The 19,074-nt window shown below is 47.6% G+C and carries 18 protein-coding genes; 16 read left to right on the top strand and 2 right to left on the bottom strand.

Annotated elements, in window-relative coordinates; translation table 11 throughout:
- Nucleotides 1–129: 129 nt before the first annotated feature.
- From G9U52_RS29830 to melA, 6 genes are read left to right on the top strand one after another with little or no spacing between them, the layout of a single operon-like run.
- Nucleotides 130–1,185, top strand: coding sequence for a metallophosphoesterase family protein (locus G9U52_RS29830; protein WP_243767637.1), 1,056 nt, complete (start codon nucleotides 130–132; stop codon nucleotides 1,183–1,185).
- Between the two features lie 14 nt (nucleotides 1,186–1,199).
- Nucleotides 1,200–1,766 carry a hypothetical protein gene (locus tag G9U52_RS29825; protein WP_207953302.1) on the top strand — a complete coding sequence of 189 codons (567 nt, stop codon included), beginning with the start codon at nucleotides 1,200–1,202 and terminating at the stop codon, nucleotides 1,764–1,766.
- A gap of 23 nt (nucleotides 1,767–1,789) precedes the next feature.
- Complete coding sequence (locus G9U52_RS29820; RefSeq protein ID WP_207953301.1) at nucleotides 1,790–2,350, top strand: hypothetical protein; 561 nt, start codon at nucleotides 1,790–1,792, stop codon at nucleotides 2,348–2,350.
- A 54-nt stretch (nucleotides 2,351–2,404) separates the two neighbouring features.
- Nucleotides 2,405–3,895 (top strand): hypothetical protein, encoded by a 1,491-nt coding sequence (locus G9U52_RS29815; RefSeq protein WP_207953300.1) that lies wholly within the window; start codon nucleotides 2,405–2,407, stop codon nucleotides 3,893–3,895.
- 32 nt (nucleotides 3,896–3,927) lie between these two features.
- Nucleotides 3,928–4,377: a hypothetical protein gene (locus G9U52_RS29810; RefSeq protein ID WP_166154554.1), complete on the top strand. Its 450-nt coding sequence runs from the start codon at nucleotides 3,928–3,930 to the stop codon at nucleotides 4,375–4,377.
- A gap of 21 nt (nucleotides 4,378–4,398) precedes the next feature.
- Nucleotides 4,399–5,811 carry an alpha-galactosidase gene (gene melA / locus G9U52_RS29805; RefSeq protein WP_166154552.1) on the top strand — a complete coding sequence of 471 codons (1,413 nt, stop codon included), beginning with the start codon at nucleotides 4,399–4,401 and terminating at the stop codon, nucleotides 5,809–5,811.
- A 103-nt stretch (nucleotides 5,812–5,914) separates the two neighbouring features.
- On the opposite strand, the gene G9U52_RS29800 is transcribed toward melA, so the two are convergent.
- Complete coding sequence (locus tag G9U52_RS29800; protein WP_166154550.1) at nucleotides 5,915–6,559, bottom strand: peroxiredoxin-like family protein; 645 nt, start codon at nucleotides 6,557–6,559, stop codon at nucleotides 5,915–5,917.
- A 192-nt stretch (nucleotides 6,560–6,751) separates the two neighbouring features.
- On the opposite strand from G9U52_RS29800, the gene G9U52_RS29795 reads away from it, so the two are divergent.
- Genes G9U52_RS29795 through G9U52_RS29785 form a run of 3 tightly spaced genes read left to right on the top strand, consistent with a single transcriptional unit; the run spans nucleotide 6,752 to nucleotide 11,356 of the window.
- On the top strand, nucleotides 6,752–7,801 hold the full coding sequence (locus tag G9U52_RS29795) for a LacI family DNA-binding transcriptional regulator (RefSeq protein ID WP_166154548.1): 1,050 nt from the start codon (nucleotides 6,752–6,754) through the stop codon (nucleotides 7,799–7,801).
- Between the two features lie 14 nt (nucleotides 7,802–7,815).
- On the top strand, nucleotides 7,816–9,615 hold the full coding sequence (locus G9U52_RS29790; RefSeq protein ID WP_166154546.1) for an L-fucose isomerase: 1,800 nt from the start codon (nucleotides 7,816–7,818) through the stop codon (nucleotides 9,613–9,615).
- A gap of 43 nt (nucleotides 9,616–9,658) precedes the next feature.
- The gene (locus G9U52_RS29785; RefSeq protein ID WP_166154544.1) at nucleotides 9,659–11,356 is read left to right on the top strand and encodes a ribulokinase; all 1,698 of its coding nucleotides are present in this window, start codon (nucleotides 9,659–9,661) and stop codon (nucleotides 11,354–11,356) included.
- 127 nt (nucleotides 11,357–11,483) lie between these two features.
- Here the strand turns inward: G9U52_RS29785 and G9U52_RS29780 are convergent, their stop codons facing one another.
- Complete coding sequence (locus tag G9U52_RS29780; RefSeq protein WP_166154542.1) at nucleotides 11,484–11,864, bottom strand: hypothetical protein; 381 nt, start codon at nucleotides 11,862–11,864, stop codon at nucleotides 11,484–11,486.
- A 215-nt stretch (nucleotides 11,865–12,079) separates the two neighbouring features.
- Between G9U52_RS29780 and G9U52_RS29775 the strand changes: the two genes are divergently transcribed.
- From G9U52_RS29775 to G9U52_RS29745, 7 genes are all read left to right on the top strand, one after another.
- A complete protein-coding gene (locus G9U52_RS29775) occupies nucleotides 12,080–12,556 on the top strand; it encodes a nucleoside deaminase (RefSeq protein ID WP_166154540.1) in 477 nt (158 codons plus the stop codon).
- Between the two features lie 19 nt (nucleotides 12,557–12,575).
- Nucleotides 12,576–13,721: a metallophosphoesterase gene (locus G9U52_RS29770; protein ID WP_166154538.1), complete on the top strand. Its 1,146-nt coding sequence runs from the start codon at nucleotides 12,576–12,578 to the stop codon at nucleotides 13,719–13,721.
- Between the two features lie 32 nt (nucleotides 13,722–13,753).
- Nucleotides 13,754–14,299 carry a LemA family protein gene (locus tag G9U52_RS29765; protein ID WP_166154536.1) on the top strand — a complete coding sequence of 182 codons (546 nt, stop codon included), beginning with the start codon at nucleotides 13,754–13,756 and terminating at the stop codon, nucleotides 14,297–14,299.
- Between the two features lie 41 nt (nucleotides 14,300–14,340).
- Nucleotides 14,341–15,225, top strand: a complete 885-nt coding sequence (locus G9U52_RS29760) for a M48 family metalloprotease (protein ID WP_166154534.1) — start codon at nucleotides 14,341–14,343, stop codon at nucleotides 15,223–15,225.
- Between the two features lie 101 nt (nucleotides 15,226–15,326).
- The gene (gene speD / locus G9U52_RS29755; protein WP_166154532.1) at nucleotides 15,327–16,145 is read left to right on the top strand and encodes an adenosylmethionine decarboxylase; all 819 of its coding nucleotides are present in this window, start codon (nucleotides 15,327–15,329) and stop codon (nucleotides 16,143–16,145) included.
- A gap of 96 nt (nucleotides 16,146–16,241) precedes the next feature.
- Nucleotides 16,242–17,255 carry a response regulator transcription factor gene (locus G9U52_RS29750; RefSeq protein ID WP_166154530.1) on the top strand — a complete coding sequence of 338 codons (1,014 nt, stop codon included), beginning with the start codon at nucleotides 16,242–16,244 and terminating at the stop codon, nucleotides 17,253–17,255.
- On the top strand, nucleotides 17,252–19,051 hold the full coding sequence (locus tag G9U52_RS29745; RefSeq protein WP_166154528.1) for a cache domain-containing sensor histidine kinase: 1,800 nt from the start codon (nucleotides 17,252–17,254) through the stop codon (nucleotides 19,049–19,051). The genes G9U52_RS29750 and G9U52_RS29745 overlap by 4 nt, the downstream gene beginning before the upstream one ends.
- The last annotated feature ends 23 nt before the right edge of the window (nucleotides 19,052–19,074 follow it).

The raw sequence follows: 19,074 nt of genomic DNA, 5'->3' as shown, positions 1-19,074 counted from the left end.
CTTATTGTTCACTAGTAGTCCATACAAGTAGTTAGATAGGAGCCTGTTCTTGGTTGGGTGTATAAAATATGATAGTATAATAGGGACTTTGACAAAAATTGACCCTGCATATAAGAGGAAGTGACAATATTGAGAGAGATCAAGGTTTGGGAAAAAGCCAACAAGCAAAAGCTCATAGGTCTGCTATTTCTATTCATAATGTTGTCTGGTTGTTCATTAGGTACATCTGCGCCCAATAACCAGCCTCCGAATAAAGACAATTCCGGTACTGCAGCATCTGGAATAGTAGATCCTATACCTAATAAAGAGGCAGCTAGCTCCGTAGATGCCCTAAACAAACCATTTCGGTTTTTGGTGATGGGCGATAGCCGTGGCTCTTCTAATGGGATTAATCAAGTGACGCTCCGAGCACTTTTAACTAAGGTAAAGGGACTCAATCCGTTGCCGGAATTTCTGCTTTTTACGGGTGATCAGGTAGTTGGAGGCTCCGATGTTGGCAAGCAGCTTGGAGCATGGAAAAATCTCGTGGACGATTATTTTCCGATGACCTCGGTGTACCCAGCACTGGGCAACCACGAGCATGATGAAGTGATCTTCTCGGATGTTTTTACCCAGCTGCCGAAAGAGCAATTAACAGGCTACCGTAAGACGGTCTATGCATTCGATTATGGAAATTCAAGATTTATTACGTTAAATTCAGATCGCAAAAATGAAAAAGGCAATTATGTCATCGATAAGCAGCAGCGCGATTGGTTGGAAGACCAATTGAAAACAAGCGGCAAACAGCATGTCTTTGTACAATTTCACGTGCCTGCCTATCCGGTAGGAGCCCATTTGGGCAGCTCATTGGATGCTGATTCGGCTTCACGCGACGCGCTTTGGGCGTTGTTGGATAAGTACAATGTTACAGCGGTGCTTGTAGGGCATGAGCATAATTACAATCGCCGCAAAGTGGACAGCAGCTTCGATGACAGCGGGTACCATTTTCAAAATACGATTTATCAGCTAACGATCGGTGGCGCAGGTGCACCCTTATATAATGGAAGCAAAGAAACGAAGCAGGTCGTGGTTGGACCTAAAGCAAGCTATCATTTTATGATTGTTGATGTGGATGGCGGTAAGGCAACATTTAAGGCTTATGATTTACAGCAAAATGAAATTGATTCGTTCACGGTAGAGCGATAAGAAAGCGGTGAAGCATGAAAATCAGTCCACAGTTTCGCGATTTGGCGGTCGCACAAGGGTTTATCGCTGTTTTACTGTTTCTGCTGATCCCGCTCGCCAATCTATATGGGGGATCTGGAGCCCATCGGTTGGCTGGTGTGTTACATGGAATCGGGGCGTCTATGACTTTATTAGTAGCGACGTATACCTGGCATGCCTATTATAACTATGCAAGAGGGATAAAAGGGGCGAGAGTAAAGCTGGAATGGCGGCTGCTCGTGACGAATGTGCTCGTATTATTGACCGTCATTATCGGAAATTGGTTATATATTGGCTATCAAGCGCCTGAGGGGGCTTCAGAATGGTTTAAGCTGCATTTGCCGTTCGGGCATTGGGTAGTGATGGAGTATAAAGAGTTTGTTTCGTTGATGACGATTCCTTTTGGCATTGTGGCAGCTGTGATCATAAGGAGATTTGCCGGAATGGATGAGAAGCGGCCAGAGATTCGCCATGCCGTAGGTGTACTGCTCACGATGATGTGGCTATGTTTGTTAATTGGTTTTACATTCGGATTGGTGCTTTCAAAATGGAAAGGTGTATAGTCCAATTGGAAGGGGGCGAAGGCGTGGACTCTGTACGGAGATCAAAGGTTAGTGCTGAGGATCAGGAAGCTAGACTGGAAGCGAGAGAACAGATAGCTAGTAGAGACTGGGAAGAAATCGAGCAAGAAGCAGCAGGGATGGATAGAGCGAAAGAGACAGGGCCAGATCATCAAAGAGGGCACATATTTGTGGGATCCTTCGATTCTCCAGCAGGAAAGAGTGACAAGCCTGCCAAATCGCCTCGCTCAGGGGAGATTGTTGCCGGGATGTTATCAGCGGTGCTGGGTATGGCTGCTTTAACGGCTAGTCATTGGTGGAGTGCGGCGGATCCGGCCCATGCTAATTTGTTTTTTATGTATTTGAGCTCATGGCTGCCCGAAGGGCTGCGCATTGGTCCTTACGGGGGCAAGGAGCTAACAGCGCTTACCGTTTGGCTTGGAAGCTGGCTTCTGCTATTCCTGATGCTCAAATGGTTTGAGCTGCGGTTGATTCCATGGATTTATGTGTTTTCAATTGCAGTTATGATCCTGTTGGTACTGCTGTGGCCACCTGTTTACCATAAAATTTATGGATGGCCTACCTGATGCAGATGAGTAGAGACGTAAGCTTTTCAAGGTTAAAATGCTTATTTCTGAAGAATGCAGAAATGGGATTACTTCATTAAGGGTCAGGAGGAGCAGCATTTGCAGAGCCGGGAAGAACGAATTATCGATGAAAGTAATAAAAGAGGCGGCTATTTCATTACTTTATTATGCCTGTTTTTATTTGCTATTCTTGTCGGAGCTCTTGCGTGGTCGATGCCGCCTGTTTCCGGTCGTTTTGAGCTGGCTTCATCGGCAGAGCGGGAGCCTTGGACCATCGGATATGTAGGGGATGAGGGACCTACCTATACGGATACACTGGCCAGGCAGATGGGGCAGAACAAAAATGTTTTGTTTTTTGTAGGACCGGCTGTTCTAGCGGCTAAGGCTGAGCGAACAGGCGCTGTTCCGGCACCACGGTCGTTTTTCCCCGTGTGGGATGGCTCAGCAACGGATGCCAATATGGGAGTGCGCTTCTCCCATATTCCTGAGGAGCAGCTAGCAGGATATGGAAGGACGGCTTATTTCGTCGATTACGGCGAAGCCCGCTTTTGGTTCCTCAATGCGGAGCGCCTAGCGACGGAGCCGGCTGTGCAGCTGGCGTGGCTGAAGCGGACGGCGGAGCAAAACCCACAGCTGCATCGGATCGTGTTCCTGAATAAGGAACCGATGCAGGCTGAGGTATGGGCCGGACTCGCGGACAGCGGCGTCGAGCTTGTGCTTGTCGGCGCGTTGGCCTACGCGCCGGAGGCCGCTGTAACCGAGCGGCCGAAGGCCGGCTACAGCAGCAGCGCCGCCCACCCGGGGTGGGCGGCCTGGACCTTGAGCGGCCCCGCGGCGAGCGGGCTGCTCAAGGTCGAGGGCAACGGCAGCCGGCTGGAAGCCACGGCTGCGAGCACGCCCGGTCGCGCAGCGGACCGGCTGGCGCTGGATGCAGCCGGGCTGCGCCAGCCGGCTGCGGTGCAGGAGCGCTCGGCGCTCAGCATCGGCGCGATGTGGCGCTACCGCGCCGGCGGGGCGGATCTGCCCGCCGTCATCCCGCAGGGGCTGGACCTGACTGGTGAGCAGCCGCTCACCAGCCAGGTCGCGCTCCCGCGTGAGGACTGGCGCAGCCCCGCTTTCGCGGATGCGCAATGGGGCTGGGCGGCCGCGCCGTTTGGCCGCTCCAGAGAAAGCATTCCACGCAGCGGCATTGCTACACTTTTGCCAGCTACGCCGGAATCGCCTGCGTATTACTTCCGCAAAACCTTCGTCGTTGACGAAGACCCGGCAGCGATGAAGGAATGGCTGCTGCAGGTTGCTTTTGAGGATGGGTTTATCGCTTATCTGAACGGGATTGAAATCGCCCGCGATTCGATAAGGGAAGGCTTAGTCGATTTTCGTTCCGTGGGGATTCCGCATAAAGGCGGCTTATTCGAGACCTATCCCCTAACGAACCAGCGTAATGTAGTGGTTAGAGGGGTGAACACGCTCGCCATTGAGGTTCACGGCAGCCATCCGCAGACGCCTGAATTGTGGTTTGATGCCAGCTTATCTTACAAAAAATAAAGCCAACGGAACGGTCCAAGGAGGTAAACACAATGAATATAACGAAGGGTATTTTTGGAATCTTGACGTTGATCGGCGTGCGGCCTGGCTTCCCTCCTGCGGCCAGGAAGATGGCACTCATCTTAGTATTCATAGCTCTAGGGTTATTTTCCACGGCATGCAGCCCTTTATTAAGTGAGGGCACTGGCAGTAATACAGGCTTGCAGCCGGCTCTCACGTTTTCGACTACGAATATGATGATCGATAACGGCAATGATTTTGTGTGGAGCGGAGTCACACTGACCATCAATAAAAACTATAGGTATCAAGCAGACAAAATGCCACGAGGTGTAAGCAGCATCCATTTAGCTGAATTTCGGGACGCCCAAGGAAACGCATTCAATCCACAAAGCATGGTTCCCCATCAACTGAACATACAGGTACAAGCTGGATTCGAGAACAAGCCGGGAAGCTTTGATTGGAAAAGTTTTTTTGAAAAATAAAATCAAAAAGCAGGTGTAACCATGAGGAAAATCGCTATTATTGGTGCAGGCAGTATTGTGTTTTGCAAAACGTTAATTCTCGATATGATGGCTACCGAAGCGTTGGAGGAAACGACTTTTTATTTAATGGCGCCCTCCACCGGCAAAACCTCCCAGGTTGAAGCCTTTGCCAACCAAGTGATCCAGGAAAATAACCTGAAGTCGCGGATTGTCGTTACTACAGATCGGCGTGAGGCGCTTATAGATGCCAACTATGTGATTTGCTCCTTTCAGATTGGTGGCTTGAATATTTATGAAGCTGATTACAAAATTCCGCTTAAGTATGGTGTAGACCAATGTATTGGCGACACACTGGGACCTGGGGGCATTTTTCGGGCGATGCGCAGCATTCCCGTTATCCTTGAGGTGGCCAGGGAGATGGAGGAGCTGTGTCCCAATGCAACGCTTCTCAATTACGTCAATCCGATGGCTATGGTTTGCTGGGCGTTAGGAGAAACGAAGATCAAATTCGTTGGGCTCTGCCACGGCGTGCAGACGACGTTGGATTTGATTGCCGGTTATGTGGGCGTACCGAAGGAGGAGATTGATTTCCTGTGTGCGGGCATTAACCATATGGGCTGGTTTACAAAAATTGAGCATCAAGGCCAGGATTTATACCCAATCCTGCGCGAACGCTTCGAGCAGCCTGAATATTACGTCAATGAAAAGGTCAGGGGTGAAGTATTTCGCCATTTCAACTATTTTATGACCGAATCGACGGGACATTTATCCGAATATGTGCCATGGTTCCGCAAAAATGCCAAGGCACTGGAGCTATATTGCGATGAGCCAGCCTTTGGCGGTGAATCCGGAGCTTTTTATAACTGGAGCCAATATGTATATAGCAAATATGGTGAGCAAAATTTATTGGTGGGTGAGTCATATAAGCTTCCGCCGCGGAGCGTAGAGTACTGCGCATACATCATAGAGGCCCTGGAAACGGGCAAACCGTTTAAGTTTAATGGGAATTTACGTAATAATGGAATGATTGCGAATCTTCCAGCCGATTGCTGTGCGGAGGGACCGATCTTCGCTGATCGTAATGGGTTAAACCGGGTGCTGATCGGCGAGCTGCCACCACAATGTGCTGCATTAAATATGACCAATATTAACGTCCAGCGGTTAGCGGTGCTTGCTGCCAAATCGGGCGACCCGGAGACACTTGTCCAAGCTTGTGCAATGGACCCGCTCACATCCGCGGTGCTTACTCTGAACGAAACCCGTGAAATGGTTTCGGAGATGCTGGAAGCACAAAGAGACTGGCTACCGCAATTCGCAGGCAAAGCCGTGCGCAGGACACCAACGATCTTCATACCCGCTGATGTTCAGCGTGCCGAGGTTCCAATCGATCCGGCGCTTGCCGTCCTTTCCAGATTCGGCGAGCTTGCCAAATAAGTGTAACCTAATATAAAGCCCTGATTCCACGTTCATGTGGTCGGGGCTTTTTCTATGAGAAAAGCCCCGACCACATTTTGAAAAACGCTGTTCATACGAAGCCTTACAGCTTGCTCAATTGATTTAGAATTTCGCGAGGGTCCAGCCTTTTCATAAAATCGGGATTGACATGGGCGGAGCGGATAATCGCGCTTTCGTCGATCATGAAGGTAGACGGCACCGGCAAAATCCAGCGGTCTGTGGCATTGTATTCAGCCAGATTGAGCCCGAAGCTGTTCTGCATAATGTTTTGGATATAAGCGGGTACCTCGTACAAGACATTATATTTGGAAGCGACAATACCATTCGTATCGCTTAGTACTTGATATTGCAGCCCTTCCTTTTCCTTCTGGGAGAGGGTATTGTCCGGGCTTTGTGGACTGACGGCAATTAGCTGGCCGCCAAGCGCATGAATCTCCGGCAGGATGTCCTGGTAAGCACGCAGCTGCAGGTTGCAGAAGGGGCACCAGCCACCGCGATACAGGGTCAGTACAACAGGGCCCTTGGCGAGTTCTTCATAAAGCGAGATGGCTTGCCCATAAGTGTTTTTTAACGAAAAATCCTTAGCTTTGCTTCCTACCGGCAAGCCACTGGAAAGCCCGGACTGCTGCAGCTCCCGAATACTGCGGAACATTTCCATATGGACTTCAAGTGGGGTATTAGCGACGAATTGTGATTTGGATTCTTCCAATAATTGATCTAATGACATGGCAGCCAGCTCCTTTAGTGGTATTAAGTTTAATGTAACACATCTTAGGGTTTTCATCTGCATGATGTCTTACAAAGTGATAATGTAATTTGGATTTTTGCCTCTTGACCTGATTATCAAAACGTTTTATATTATATGTAATCGATTACGTAATCGTTTACTTGACTGAAATTCTTGAGGAGGGCTGTTATCTTGGCAAAAGCAACGATTAAGCAGGTAGCGGCAGAGGCGGGTGTATCCACAGCCACGATCTCCCGGGTGTTGAACAGTAGCGGATATGTAAGTAGAGAGGTTAAACAACGGGTTATGGCCGCCGTTACTAAGCTCCATTATCAGCCCAACGCGATTGCCAGAAGCTTAAAGCAGGATAAAAGCTTTACGATTGGAGTGGTACTTCCTGACATATCTAATCCATTTTTTATGACGATTTGTCGTGGGATTGAAGATATCGTTCAGGAGCAAGGCTATCATTTATTGTTTTGTAGCTCTGATGAAAAGCCGGAGAAGGAGGAGCAGCTGCTCCATCTAATGGTCGAAAAAAGGGTCGATGCTATTGTGCTCGCCACTACGGGAGGCAATGAGGAGCTAATTACACGCTTAGCCGCATCAGGAGTTTGCTTTATTTTGGTAGACAGAAGACTGGAGCTTGAGTTATCTGAGTCTGGAGCGGTTGTTGATCTCGTGGCTGAGGATGATGTATATGGAGCTTACGAGCTTACCAAGCAGCTGATCTTGGCTGGTCATTCTGTAATTGGTGTCATTAACGGTTGTATGGGTGTAAGCACGGGACAGGATCGTTTTGTTGGTTACTTAAAGGCGATCCATGAAGCAGGGCTTGAGCATGATCCAGCGCTTTTATATGATGGCCATTTTACCGAGGCTGGGGGAAGGGCGGCTGTGCGTTATTTTCTGCAAATGGCTAAACCGCCTTCAGCACTGCTTTCCTTCAATAATAAAATGACCTTTGGTGCTCTAGTAGAGCTTACCGAAAGCGGACGAGATATTCCGGGTGATATCGCAATTGCGTCCTATGGCGAGATCGAAGCAGCCCGGCTGCTCAAGCACTCTGGCATTATGTATGTGGATCAAAAGCCCTATGATCTTGGCATCAAGGCAGGACAGACTGTTTTACACCGCTTGGAGAAAGGTTTAGATAAAAGCTTGGATAGAGACGCTGCCAGCCCGGAGCCGGAGCCAATCCGCGATATTTTACAACCCGCACTTAAAACTTTACCATCCTGAGAGGAGCTTTACTAATGAAACATGTAGAAGCAGTTAATCGTTTGAATGGCAGTATGCCAAAAATCGGCATTCGCCCCACTGTAGATGGTCGCCGCGGAGGTATCCGTGAATCGCTTGAGGATGTAACCATGAATATGGCGCACGCGGTAGCGGAATTCCTAACGGCTAATCTACGGCACTCCAACGGTCTGCCCGTGGAATGTGTAGTTGCCGATACTTGCATCGGCGGTGTTGCGGAAGCGGCGCGAACGGCTGAGAAGTTTGCACGTGCAGGTGTTGGCGTCAGCATTACCGTAACGCCTTCCTGGTGCTACCCGACTGAGACGATCGATACAGACCCGACGATTCCTAAAGCGATTTGGGGCTTTAATGGAACAGAGCGTCCGGGTGCCGTATATTTGGCTGCTGCATTGTCCGCACATAACCAGAAGGGACTGCCTGCCTTCAGCATTTATGGCAAGGATGTACAGGATATTGGCGATACCGCCATTACGCCTGATGTCCAGCAAAAGCTGCTTCAATTCGCCAAAGCAGGCTTGGCTGTAGCAACGATGCGCGGCAAATCGTATTTGTCGATGGGCTCAGTGTCGATGGGGATTGCCGGTTGTATCGCTGATGAAAGCTTTTTCCAGAATTATCTGGGCATGCGCAACGAGTATATCGATATGACAGAATTTGTGCGCCGGATGGAGCTTGGCATTTATGATAAAGAAGAGTACGACCGGGCGTTAGTTTGGACGAAGGAAAACTGCAAGGAAGGTGGCGACGTGAACCCACCTGAGCTTACCCGGACTCGTGAGCAGAAGGATAAGGATTGGGAAACCGTTGTCAAAATGACGCTAATCGCGCGTGACCTGATGATTGGCAATCCACATCTGGATACGATTGGCTATGGCGAGGAAGCATTGGGCCGCAATGCCATTGCTGCCGGCTTTCAAGGCCAACGGGCCTGGACGGATTTTTTCCCGAACGGCGATTTCATGGAAGCTATGCTATCGAGCTCCTTCGATTGGAACGGCATTCGTGAGCCCTATGTGATCGCTACAGAAAATGATACGTTAAACGGAATTACGATGCTGTTTGGCCATTTGCTGACGGATGCGGCTCAAATTTTCGCCGATGTTCGTACCTATTGGAGCCCGGATGCCGTGAAGCGTGTAACAGGCAAAGAGCTCGAAGGCAGAGCGAAGGATGGCGTTATTCACCTGATTAACTCCGGTCCTGCGTCGCTGGACGGAACGGGCAGACAAAGTATAGATGGGCAACCGGCTATGAAGCCTTTTTGGGATATTACGGAAGATGAGGTCAAGCAATCTCTTGAGGCTACACAGTGGTGCCCGGCAGTCGATTTCTTCCGTGGCGGAGGTTTTTCAACCGACTTCACAACTCGTGGCGGTATGCCCGTAACGATGGCCCGCATCAATTTAATTGCCGGTCTTGGCCCCGTACTGCAAATAGCGGAGGGTTATACGGTCGAGCTGCCGGATGATGTTCATGATAAGCTGGACCAACGTAGTAATCCGACTTGGCCGACCACTTGGTTTGTACCGAATTTGACAGGTGTAGGTGCCTTTAAAGACGTATATTCCGTCATGAATAACTGGGGCTCCAATCATGGTGCGGTCAGCTATGGCCATATCGGTAGCGATTTAATCACGCTTGCTTCTATGCTGCGTATTCCGGTCAGTATGCACAATGTGTCTGAAGAGCAATTGTTCCAGCCAAGCGCTTGGACAGCTTTTGGTGCCAATGACCGCACAGGGGCAGATTTTCGGGCATGCGACAATTTTGGACCTTTATACGGCAAAAAATAGAGCTTGATAAAAATAAGGCATGGCTACGGAGGTCTCGTTCAATATGAAAAAAACGTATGCAATTGGCGTCGATTACGGTACTGAATCGGGCAGGGCGCTGCTTGTCGATATATCTAACGGAGCGGAGGTCGCCACGCATGTGACGAAATACCCGCATGGCGTAATCGACGAAACCTTGCCAGGCTCAGGTCTCCGGCTGGAGGCGGATTGGGCGTTGCAGCATCCTGATGATTATTTGGAGGTGCTGCGTCAATCTGTGCCTGCCGTCATCCGTGAATCCGGGATCGATCCTGCCGATGTTATCGGGATTGGAATTGATTTTACAGCCTGCACGATGCTGCCTTTGGACAGCTCGGGCACTCCGTTATGCTTTGATCCGGAGCTTCGGGCTAACCCGCACAGCTGGGTTAAGCTATGGAAGCATCATGCGGCACAGGATGAGGCTAATCGGATTAATGAGGCTGCTGAACAGCGGGGAGAAGAGTTCCTTGCACGTTATGGCGGCAAAATCTCCTCCGAGTGGATGCTGGCCAAAGTATGGCAAATCTTGAATGAAGCACCTGATTTGTATGACTTGACAGATCAATTTCTGGAGGCAGCCGATTGGGTCGTATTTAGCATGACGGGACAAATCGCCAAAAATAGTTGCACGGCTGGCTATAAGGCGATTTGGCATAAGGAGCAGGGCTATCCTTCTGTTGATTTCTTGACAGCGTTGGATCCGCGGCTTGCAGATCTAACGGATACGAAGCTGCGTGGTGCGATCTATCCGCTAGGTACTAAAGCTGGTGGCTTGACGCCGGAGATGGCGCAGCAAATGGGACTTCCCGCAGGTATTGCCGTAGCGGTAGCGAATGTGGATGCCCATGCCGCCGTCCCTGCTGTAGGCGTTGTTGAGCCGGGCAAGCTGGTGATGGCAATGGGAACCTCGATTTGCCACCTGTTGTTGGATAATTCAGAGAAACAGGTAGAGGGCATGTGCGGGGTCGTAGAGGACGGGATCATTCCCGGCTATTATGGCTATGAAGCGGGCCAATCTGCCGTTGGTGATATTTTCGCGTGGTATGTCGAGCAAGGGATGCCTGCTTATGTCGAACGTGCAGCCTCCGATAAAGGAATTGGTGTGCACGAATGGCTAGAGCAGCAGGCCGCGGTTTATAAGCCTGGTGAAACCGGCTTGCTTGCGCTGGATTGGTGGAACGGCAACCGATCTGTGCTCGTTGATACCAATTTGACCGGGATGATGGTTGGCTACACGCTGCAAACAAAGCCCGAGGAAATGTATCGGGCGCTGCTGGAAGCTACAGCGTTTGGGACACGCAAAATTATCGATGCCTTCACCGACAATGGCGTGTCCGTAAACGAGCTTTACGCATGCGGTGGGCTTCCACAGCGGAATCGGCTGCTGATGCAGATTTATGCGGACGTGACTGGACGCGAAATCAAAATCGCTGATTCGACGCAAACGCCAGCACTGGGTGCGGCGATGTTCGGAGCCGTGGCGGCAGGCTCCGCCGCTGGCGGGTATGACAATATCGTCGATGCTGCGTTACAAATGGCGCGAGTAAGAGAGGATACGTTCCAGCCGATTCCAGAGCATACAGCTGTGTATGACCAGCTGTATGCGGAATATTGTACGCTGCATGATTATTTCGGGCGCGGCGCCAATCCGCTGATGAAGCGCTTGAAGCAAATCAGTGAAGCTGCGACTCGTGGAGCGCTGGTTGAGCGGAATCAATAGTAAAGCCAAGCAGCTTGATTTGCTATTGCTTGAAAAGAAGCACCTCAGAAACCACTATCTAAGTGGAGGCTGAGGTGCTTCTTGGGTTATTATTAGTTATCATAGGTTCATTTGGTAAAACTAGGAGCTAGGCCTTTGTTTTCTGCTCTTCATACCCCTCATGATGGTAATCAGGGCTGAGTAGTCTTGGCAAAATTCCCATTTTTTCAATATGCTGCTTGGTTTCGGCAGTTCCGATTTCATACAAAAACCGGTATATATTCAGGATATCTCCATTAAATTCCTCGGTAGCAGGATCATGGTCGGCGGTTTTATAAGGGATTGGAGCCCTTTTAAAGGTTGTTTCTTCAGTGGTAGCTTCCTTTTCGAAAAGGTTGCGTAAAGTGTTAATCTCGGTTTCGGTAGCTTCCACGACAAATTCATGCGTAAAATTAGCGGAATCTTCCATCGCTTGCTTTTGCTCGATAATTCCCGTTGCGACGGAAACATAATAAATAGTTTTGGCCATGTGAATTTCCTCCTCCACGAAACGGTTTACTCTATTTTTAACCTCATTTACCTCTTATGAATCATGTCCAGTCCACCCACACCGCTTTTTTACGGCATCGAGCTTGTTCATTTTCCGCTTTGTTTTATGAGGGAAGTGAGGTAAAATATCTTAGGAGTGAGGTAAGGAAACCTATCATCTTTTTAACGGTTATCAATTAGAGGAGGTTGGCGCGGATGGATACTCAAAAAGAAAAATGGATGCAAGAAGCCATTGAGCTCGCGGTGCAAAATGTAACAAGCGGGCTGGGCGGACCCTTCGGAGCCATTGTTGTTAAGGACGGCAAGGTCATTGGTAGGGGAAGCAATAATGTAACTTTACATAATGACCCTACTGCACATGCAGAAGTGCAGGCTATTCGGGAAGCATGCAAGCATCTAGGCAGCTTTCAATTAACCGGGTCTGTGATTTATACCAGCTGTGAGCCTTGTCCGATGTGTATTGGAGCCATTTATTGGGCACGTCCTGATGCAGTTTATTATGCCTGCACGAAGGAAGATGCGGCTGCGATCGGGTTTGATGACCAATTTATATACGAACAGCTGGCTATGCCGATGGAAGGACGTTCGCTCTTGATGAAACCTTTAAAGCCGGATGCCTATAAACGCCCCTTTGAGCAATGGGCGGCATCAGAAATAAAAAAGGAATATTAACACCTAGGGGAGTCAGAGGATGAAGCCGCGTTTTATAATCATTATTGCTGTATTTATAAGCTTGTTTGCCCTTATTAATTATTATATTGGTTGGCATATCCAGTTATTTCTGGGCAGCGTGTTTCATATCGAGCAATTCACTTTATTTTGGGTTTTGTTTTGGCTGGTCGTTTTTTCATTTTTAATTGGGCGGTTGGGCTCGCGTTATATGCCCTATTGGCTATCCAGCTTGACAAAGCTGGTTGGCGCTTATTGGCTGGCTATTATGTTTTTCAGCTTTGTGCTGCTGCCTTTTATTGATCTGGCCGCCGGAGGGCTATTGCTGTTTTCCGTGGAGCCTGCCCTCACGATCCTAATCCTGGGGAGCCTGCTCTGCCTGCTGGTATTGCTGTTGATGCTTCGTGGCTCATGGAATGCCAGTCATCCCATCGTTCGCACCTATCCTATTACTATTCCCAAAGGCGCAGGCAAGCTGGCCAAGTTGCGTATAGCGGTAGCCTCTGATTTACATTTAGGGACGATTGTGGGCAATAAAAAGCTTCAGGTGCTCGTGGATCAGATTAATGCGTTGGAGCCGGATTTGATCCTGCTGCCGGGTGATGTGATCGATGATGAGATCAAGCCATTTATCCACCACAATATGGGCGATATCATGAAGCAGCTTAAGGCACCGTTGGGTAAATACGCGGTTTTGGGTAATCATGAGTATATGGGCGGCCATATTCAAGAGTTCGCCGAGCAAATGAGTGCAAGTGGGATTGACCTGTTAATGGATCGCTCGGTACGGATTGCCGACAGCTTTTATGTGATTGGCCGGAAGGATAAAGCAGCGGAGGGCCTAGGACCGGATGGCAGAATGAAGCTGGATGCTTTGCTCGCAGATGTGGATCAATCGATTCCGCTTATATTGATGGATCATCAGCCGCATCGGTTGGATTTGGCAGAGGCAGCAGGCGTTGATGTGATGCTGTCGGGACATACGCACCGCGGGCAAATGATGCCTAACCATTTCATTACGCGAAGGCTGTTTGAACTGGACTGGGGTTATTTGAAAAAAGGCAAGCTCCACGCCATCGTCTCCTCAGGGTATGGAACATGGGGACCGCCTATCCGCATTGGCAGCAGGTCGGAAATTATTGAGCTGGTCATTACTTTTGAAAGTTAGAATCGGCTAAAGAAGAAAGGGAATGATACAATATGGAATGGCTAATTGCGCTTGGCATTATTGCTCTTATTGCCATTTATGTGATAGTCTCCTACAATGGGCTGGTTAAATTACGCAACTGGGTCAAGGAATCCTGGAGCCAGATAGATGTCCAGCTCAAGCGTCGACATGACCTGATTCCTAATTTATTGGAGACGGTCAAGGGCTATGCCAAACATGAGCAGCAAACCCTGGAAAAAGTGATCCAGGCCCGCAACCAACTGATCAGCGGCACACCACATGAACGGATTGAAGCCGACACCCAGCTCCAGAGTGGGCTCAAATCTATTTTTGCCTTAGGTGAAGCCTATCCGGATTTGAAAGCGAACCAGAACTTCCTTAGCCTACAGGAGGAATTGGCGAATTCCGAGAATAAGGTCGCATATTCCCGCCAGTTGTATAATAAAACGGTAGCCGATTATAACATTAAGCGAGAAACCTTCCCTTCCAGCCTGATTGCCGGTATGTTTAATTTCAAAGAAGAGCAGCTATTGGTGACTCCGGAAGAGGAAAAGATCGTACCCAAAATTACATTTTAGCAGATGGCTCGCTGGATTCGGCAAAGTAGAGGGTGATGCATATGCTATATAGACAAATTGAGCAAAATAAACGCAAAACAATCTGGCTTGTCTTGCTCTTTAGCCTATTGGTGCTGGGAGCAGGAAGTGCCGTAGGGTATCTGGGCTATGGGGATCTATACCTAGGTCTAGGATTAGCGGCCGTGATTCTTATATTTTATGTTCCGATTACTTACCTATCTGCGAATGCGCAAGTGCTTGGGATGTCAGGTGCCAAGCTTGCTACCCGTGAAGAATACGGGCAGCTTTATAACATTGTGGAAGGGCTTTGTATTCCTGCCCGCATCCCGATGCCGCAAATTTATATTGTCAATGATCCTTCCCCTAATGCATTTGCAACCGGAATTAAACCGGAGAAGGGGGCTGTGGCGTTCACAACTGGATTATTGGAGCAGCTTAACCGTGAAGAGCTTGAAGCGATTGCCGCCCATGAAATCGCTCATATCCGCAATTATGATATTCGTCTCATGACGATCAGCATTGCTTTGATTGGTGTTATTGCGATATTATCAGATATAGGCATTCGTATGTTGTTTTTCCCGCGGCGGGGCAATGATAAGAAGTCACATCCGGCGATTATGATTATCGCGTTAGTGTTTATTATATTGTCACCGATCGCGGCGAGGTTCGTCCATTTGGCGGTTTCGCGAAACCGTGAATATTTGGCGGATGCGACAGCCGTGGAGCTGACACGCAATGCAACAGGTCTTAAATCTGCGTTACAAAAAATTGGCACAAGCGAGCTCGACGTCAAGCAAGCTAAGCAGGCGACCGCTTCCATGTACATGGTGAACCCTTTTAGCAAACAGCGGAGAGCGGCACGAACAAGCTGGTGGAGCACTCATCCTTCGATCCAATCGCGAATTGAAAGGCTTGAACAGATGTAATCGCATGAAGTATTTGTAAATAATTTATAAACTCTTTATTTTTCTGGGTAATATATATAAACTTAAGCTTGCTACTAAAACAGAAAAGAGGAGCATTCATCGTGAAGCTGACACCAGAGCAACGTATTACATTACATGGCTTTAATAATCTTACGAAATCATTAAGCTTTAATATGTACGATATTTGTTACACCAAAACTAAAGAAGAGCGCCAAGCATATATTGAGTATATCGATGAGCAATATAATGCGGAGAGACTTACAGGAATCTTGGAAACGGTGACGAATATCATCGGTGCCCATGTGCTTAATATTGCCCGTCAAGATTACGACCCGCAGGGAGCGAGTGTTACGATCCTGATTTCGGAGGAGCCGGTAGAAGCCAAAACCGAGTCCTTCGATGAATCCCCAGGACCACTTCCAGAAGCGGTCGTCATGCATCTGAACAAAAGCCATATTACCGTGCATACTTATCCTGAATACCATCCTGATGAAGGCATCAGCACATTCAGGGCAGATATCGATGTATCCACCTGTGGGGAAATTTCCCCGCTTAAAGCCTTGAATTTTTTAATCCATTCCTTCGATACAGACATCATGACAATCGATTATCGGGTACGGGGCTTCACAAGAGACATCCACGGCCACAAATTGTTTATTGATCATGATATTAGCTCGATCCAAAATTATATCCCGGATGAGATCATTGACCAATACGACATGATTGATGTGAACGTATATCAGGAAAATATATTCCATACCAAATGCAAACTGAAGCAATTTGATATCAACAATTATTTGTTTGGTTATTCCAAAGAAAAATTAAAGCCCGGAGAAGAGAACGAAATTACGGACCGTTTAAAAACCGAAATGGATGAAATCTTTTATGGGAAAAATATGAGCCGCGGATTCATAGAATAAACATGAGAATAAGCAAACCCAATTTGGTGGACGTTAACCAGGTTGGGTTTTTTCTAAAAGAAGATGCGAGGTTCTGAGAAACTGGGGGTTAGACTGATGTTTCAGGTATTAGTAGCTGAGGACGAAGTATGGATTAGGGATGCTATTGTGGAAATGGTGGAGAAGTTCCAGCCCTTGTTCAATGTAGTGGGCGAAGTAAGTAATGGTGGGGAAGCCTGGGATTTCATTCAGGAGCAATGGCCGAGTATTATTATTACGGATATTATGATGCCTAGTAAGAACGGGCTTTGGTTGAGTGAGCAAATTCACCAGGCAAACCTGCCTCTTGTTACTATTGTTGTAAGCGGTTACGACAATTTTCAATACGCGAAGCAATTGATGCGTTTTGGTATTTCCGAGTATTTATTGAAACCAGTCGATGAAGAGGAGTTGCACGGTGCTTTGACAAGATCAATCAAACGTTTGGAGGACATGGCTGAGATTCGTGAAGGGGTATTGAATATCCAAAGGTTCGTTGAGCATTTGTTCGAAATAGGTCAGCAGGCGGTGCTAACTGAACTAAAATCTTTGTTAACTTCGATTTTAAAGCTAAGGGTAACCACATTGAGTATGCGAAAAAGCCTGTTAGCCATTTTATCAACCAAATTGAATGGGCTGCTTCAAGCATATAACCCCCACCATACCTTTATACCGTTGGTTGCTGAGGACGAGCCAGGGATCAACAAATATTTTATCGAATTGATAAAAGAATTACTACTCAACTATCCTAAATATGCAGGTCAACAAATGAATGCCTCCATAAAAAAAATATGTGAATACATGGAGGTTCATTACTTTGAAAACTTCTCTTTGATTCGTCTGGCGGAAATGTCGCATATGAGTGTCTCACATTTTAGTATGCTTTTCAAAAAAACAACCGGTCAAACCTGCTTGAATTATTTGAATCTGGTTCGGATTCGGAAGGCGAAAGAGCTATTGCAAGAGCCCGATTTGAAAATTTATGAGATTGCCGATATGATAGGTTACTCTTCTTTGGCTTATTTTAACCGGATATTTAAACAAATAGTCACCTTAACTCCTGTGGAGTATAGAAAGCGATTAGGCTTATGAACAGTTATATAACGCTGCGGAGATTATCAATCAAAATGAAGATGGTGCTGGCTTTTCTCAGTGTAAGTGTATTTTCGGTGCTGCTGCTAGGGCTGTTTTCCAATTACTTTTACAGTAAAGCGGTGGAAAAGGAGTTCTTCACGATCTCGAATGAAGCGACTGCACGCTTGAATTATCATTTGGACTACTATTATCACCAACTCCAGCAATCTACGCATTCCCTCATTCAAAATAATACGATTCAAGAATGGTTGACCAGTGAAAGCTACACGAATATGGATATACAGAATATTGAAAAGGAAATGCGGAGATATCTGGCTTTGAATTATTCGGAAATCCAGGGTATGTTCCTCATCTCCAAATCCAATGAAATTGTTTCCATGGCTCAATATTTCGGTAAACTGGACCGGTTCGCTGATGAGCCTTGGTATGGTCGGACACTCACATCCGAAATCGTGATTCTTCCTACTCATACTGCCAGATATGAAGGAGCCTATGGGAGACCTGTCATATCCGTGCTACTCCCCATTTATAATAAGGAAACGATTGAATTAGTTGGAACTCTGGCTGTGGATATCTCATTGCAGGAAATTGACCGATCCTTCAAAAGCTCGCAATTGGGAGGCTCGGGATTTTTTTTCATCCTATCTGAAGACAATTCGATCGTCTACCACCCCAATGAAGAGTGGAATGGGCTTCCGATGAAACAGACGGAGTTGGCTACACTACAAATCCCGGATAAAGCAGAGACCTCTATTCAAATGTTCCGGGGAGATGAGTATTTAATTGGCAGCTCTCGATCGCCTGTCACAGGTTGGCAAATCGTATCGTTAGTTCCATTTGCTGAGGTCGCGGTAGGATTAAGCTCTGCACGGCTTTCCATGTTATGGGTACTTGGGATTATTACTTTACTAGTCATTTTTATGGTGCCGCTGCTGTCTAATCGTTTTGTTAATCCGATTCTGACCTTAAGAGGGCTGATGAGGCAGGTGGCAAAGGGTGACCTAAGCGTACAAACCGAATCCGTGCCGGGGCAGGATGAACTTCAGCAGCTGTTTCATAGCTTTAATATCATGGTTAAGCGGCTGGATGAATTGCTAGTTACGAATTCCAAGCTGCAGATGAAGGAAATGCAAGCGCTGTTAAAGCAAAAGGAGACATTGATTAAAGCCTTGCAGAATCAGATTAATCCCCATCTCCTTTATAATACACTAGGTATTATTGCCGGTATGGCCTATCTTGAAAAGGTTCCGGTCATTGAGAGGGTATCGCGTAATTTGGCGGATGTGTACAGATACTCCGCAAAATTTACCGATATGGAAGTGAAGCTCGAAGAAGAGCTGGGGCATCTTCGCAAATATTTGGACATTATTCATGTTCGTTTTCCAAAGCATTTTCATAGCCAGTTTCTTATCAATGAAAAATTCAATAAATGCCGTGTTGTTAAATTTATTCTCCAGCCCATAGTGGAAAATGCCGTCAAATATGTTATTGAGCCAAGAGGTGGGGAAGGGATCGTGAATATTAGTGCCTATGATGATGGTCCCGATCTCGTCATTGAGGTGGCGGATAACGGACCGGGAATAGAGGAACGTGAGCTTGAGCGGATAACCGAGCAATTGGACAACTTTTCTGCTACAGTCGAACAGAATGATACGCAGCAGGACTCGCTTGGTATTGCTAATGTCCATGCAAGGCTGGTCTTGCAATATGGTAAGGAGTATGGTGTTAAGCTAACTTCCTTTCCGGGTCGGGGAGCTGTGGTTTCCCTGCGCATACCGATCCATCTAGAATGACTAGAGCAATAAGAAATGCTCAT

Source organism: Paenibacillus agricola (assembly GCF_011440305.1).
Taxonomy (GTDB): Bacteria; Bacillota; Bacilli; order Paenibacillales; family NBRC-103111; genus Paenibacillus_S; species Paenibacillus_S agricola.
Note: the sequence above shows the minus strand (reverse complement) of the source record. Positions and strands in the feature narration are given on the sequence as shown.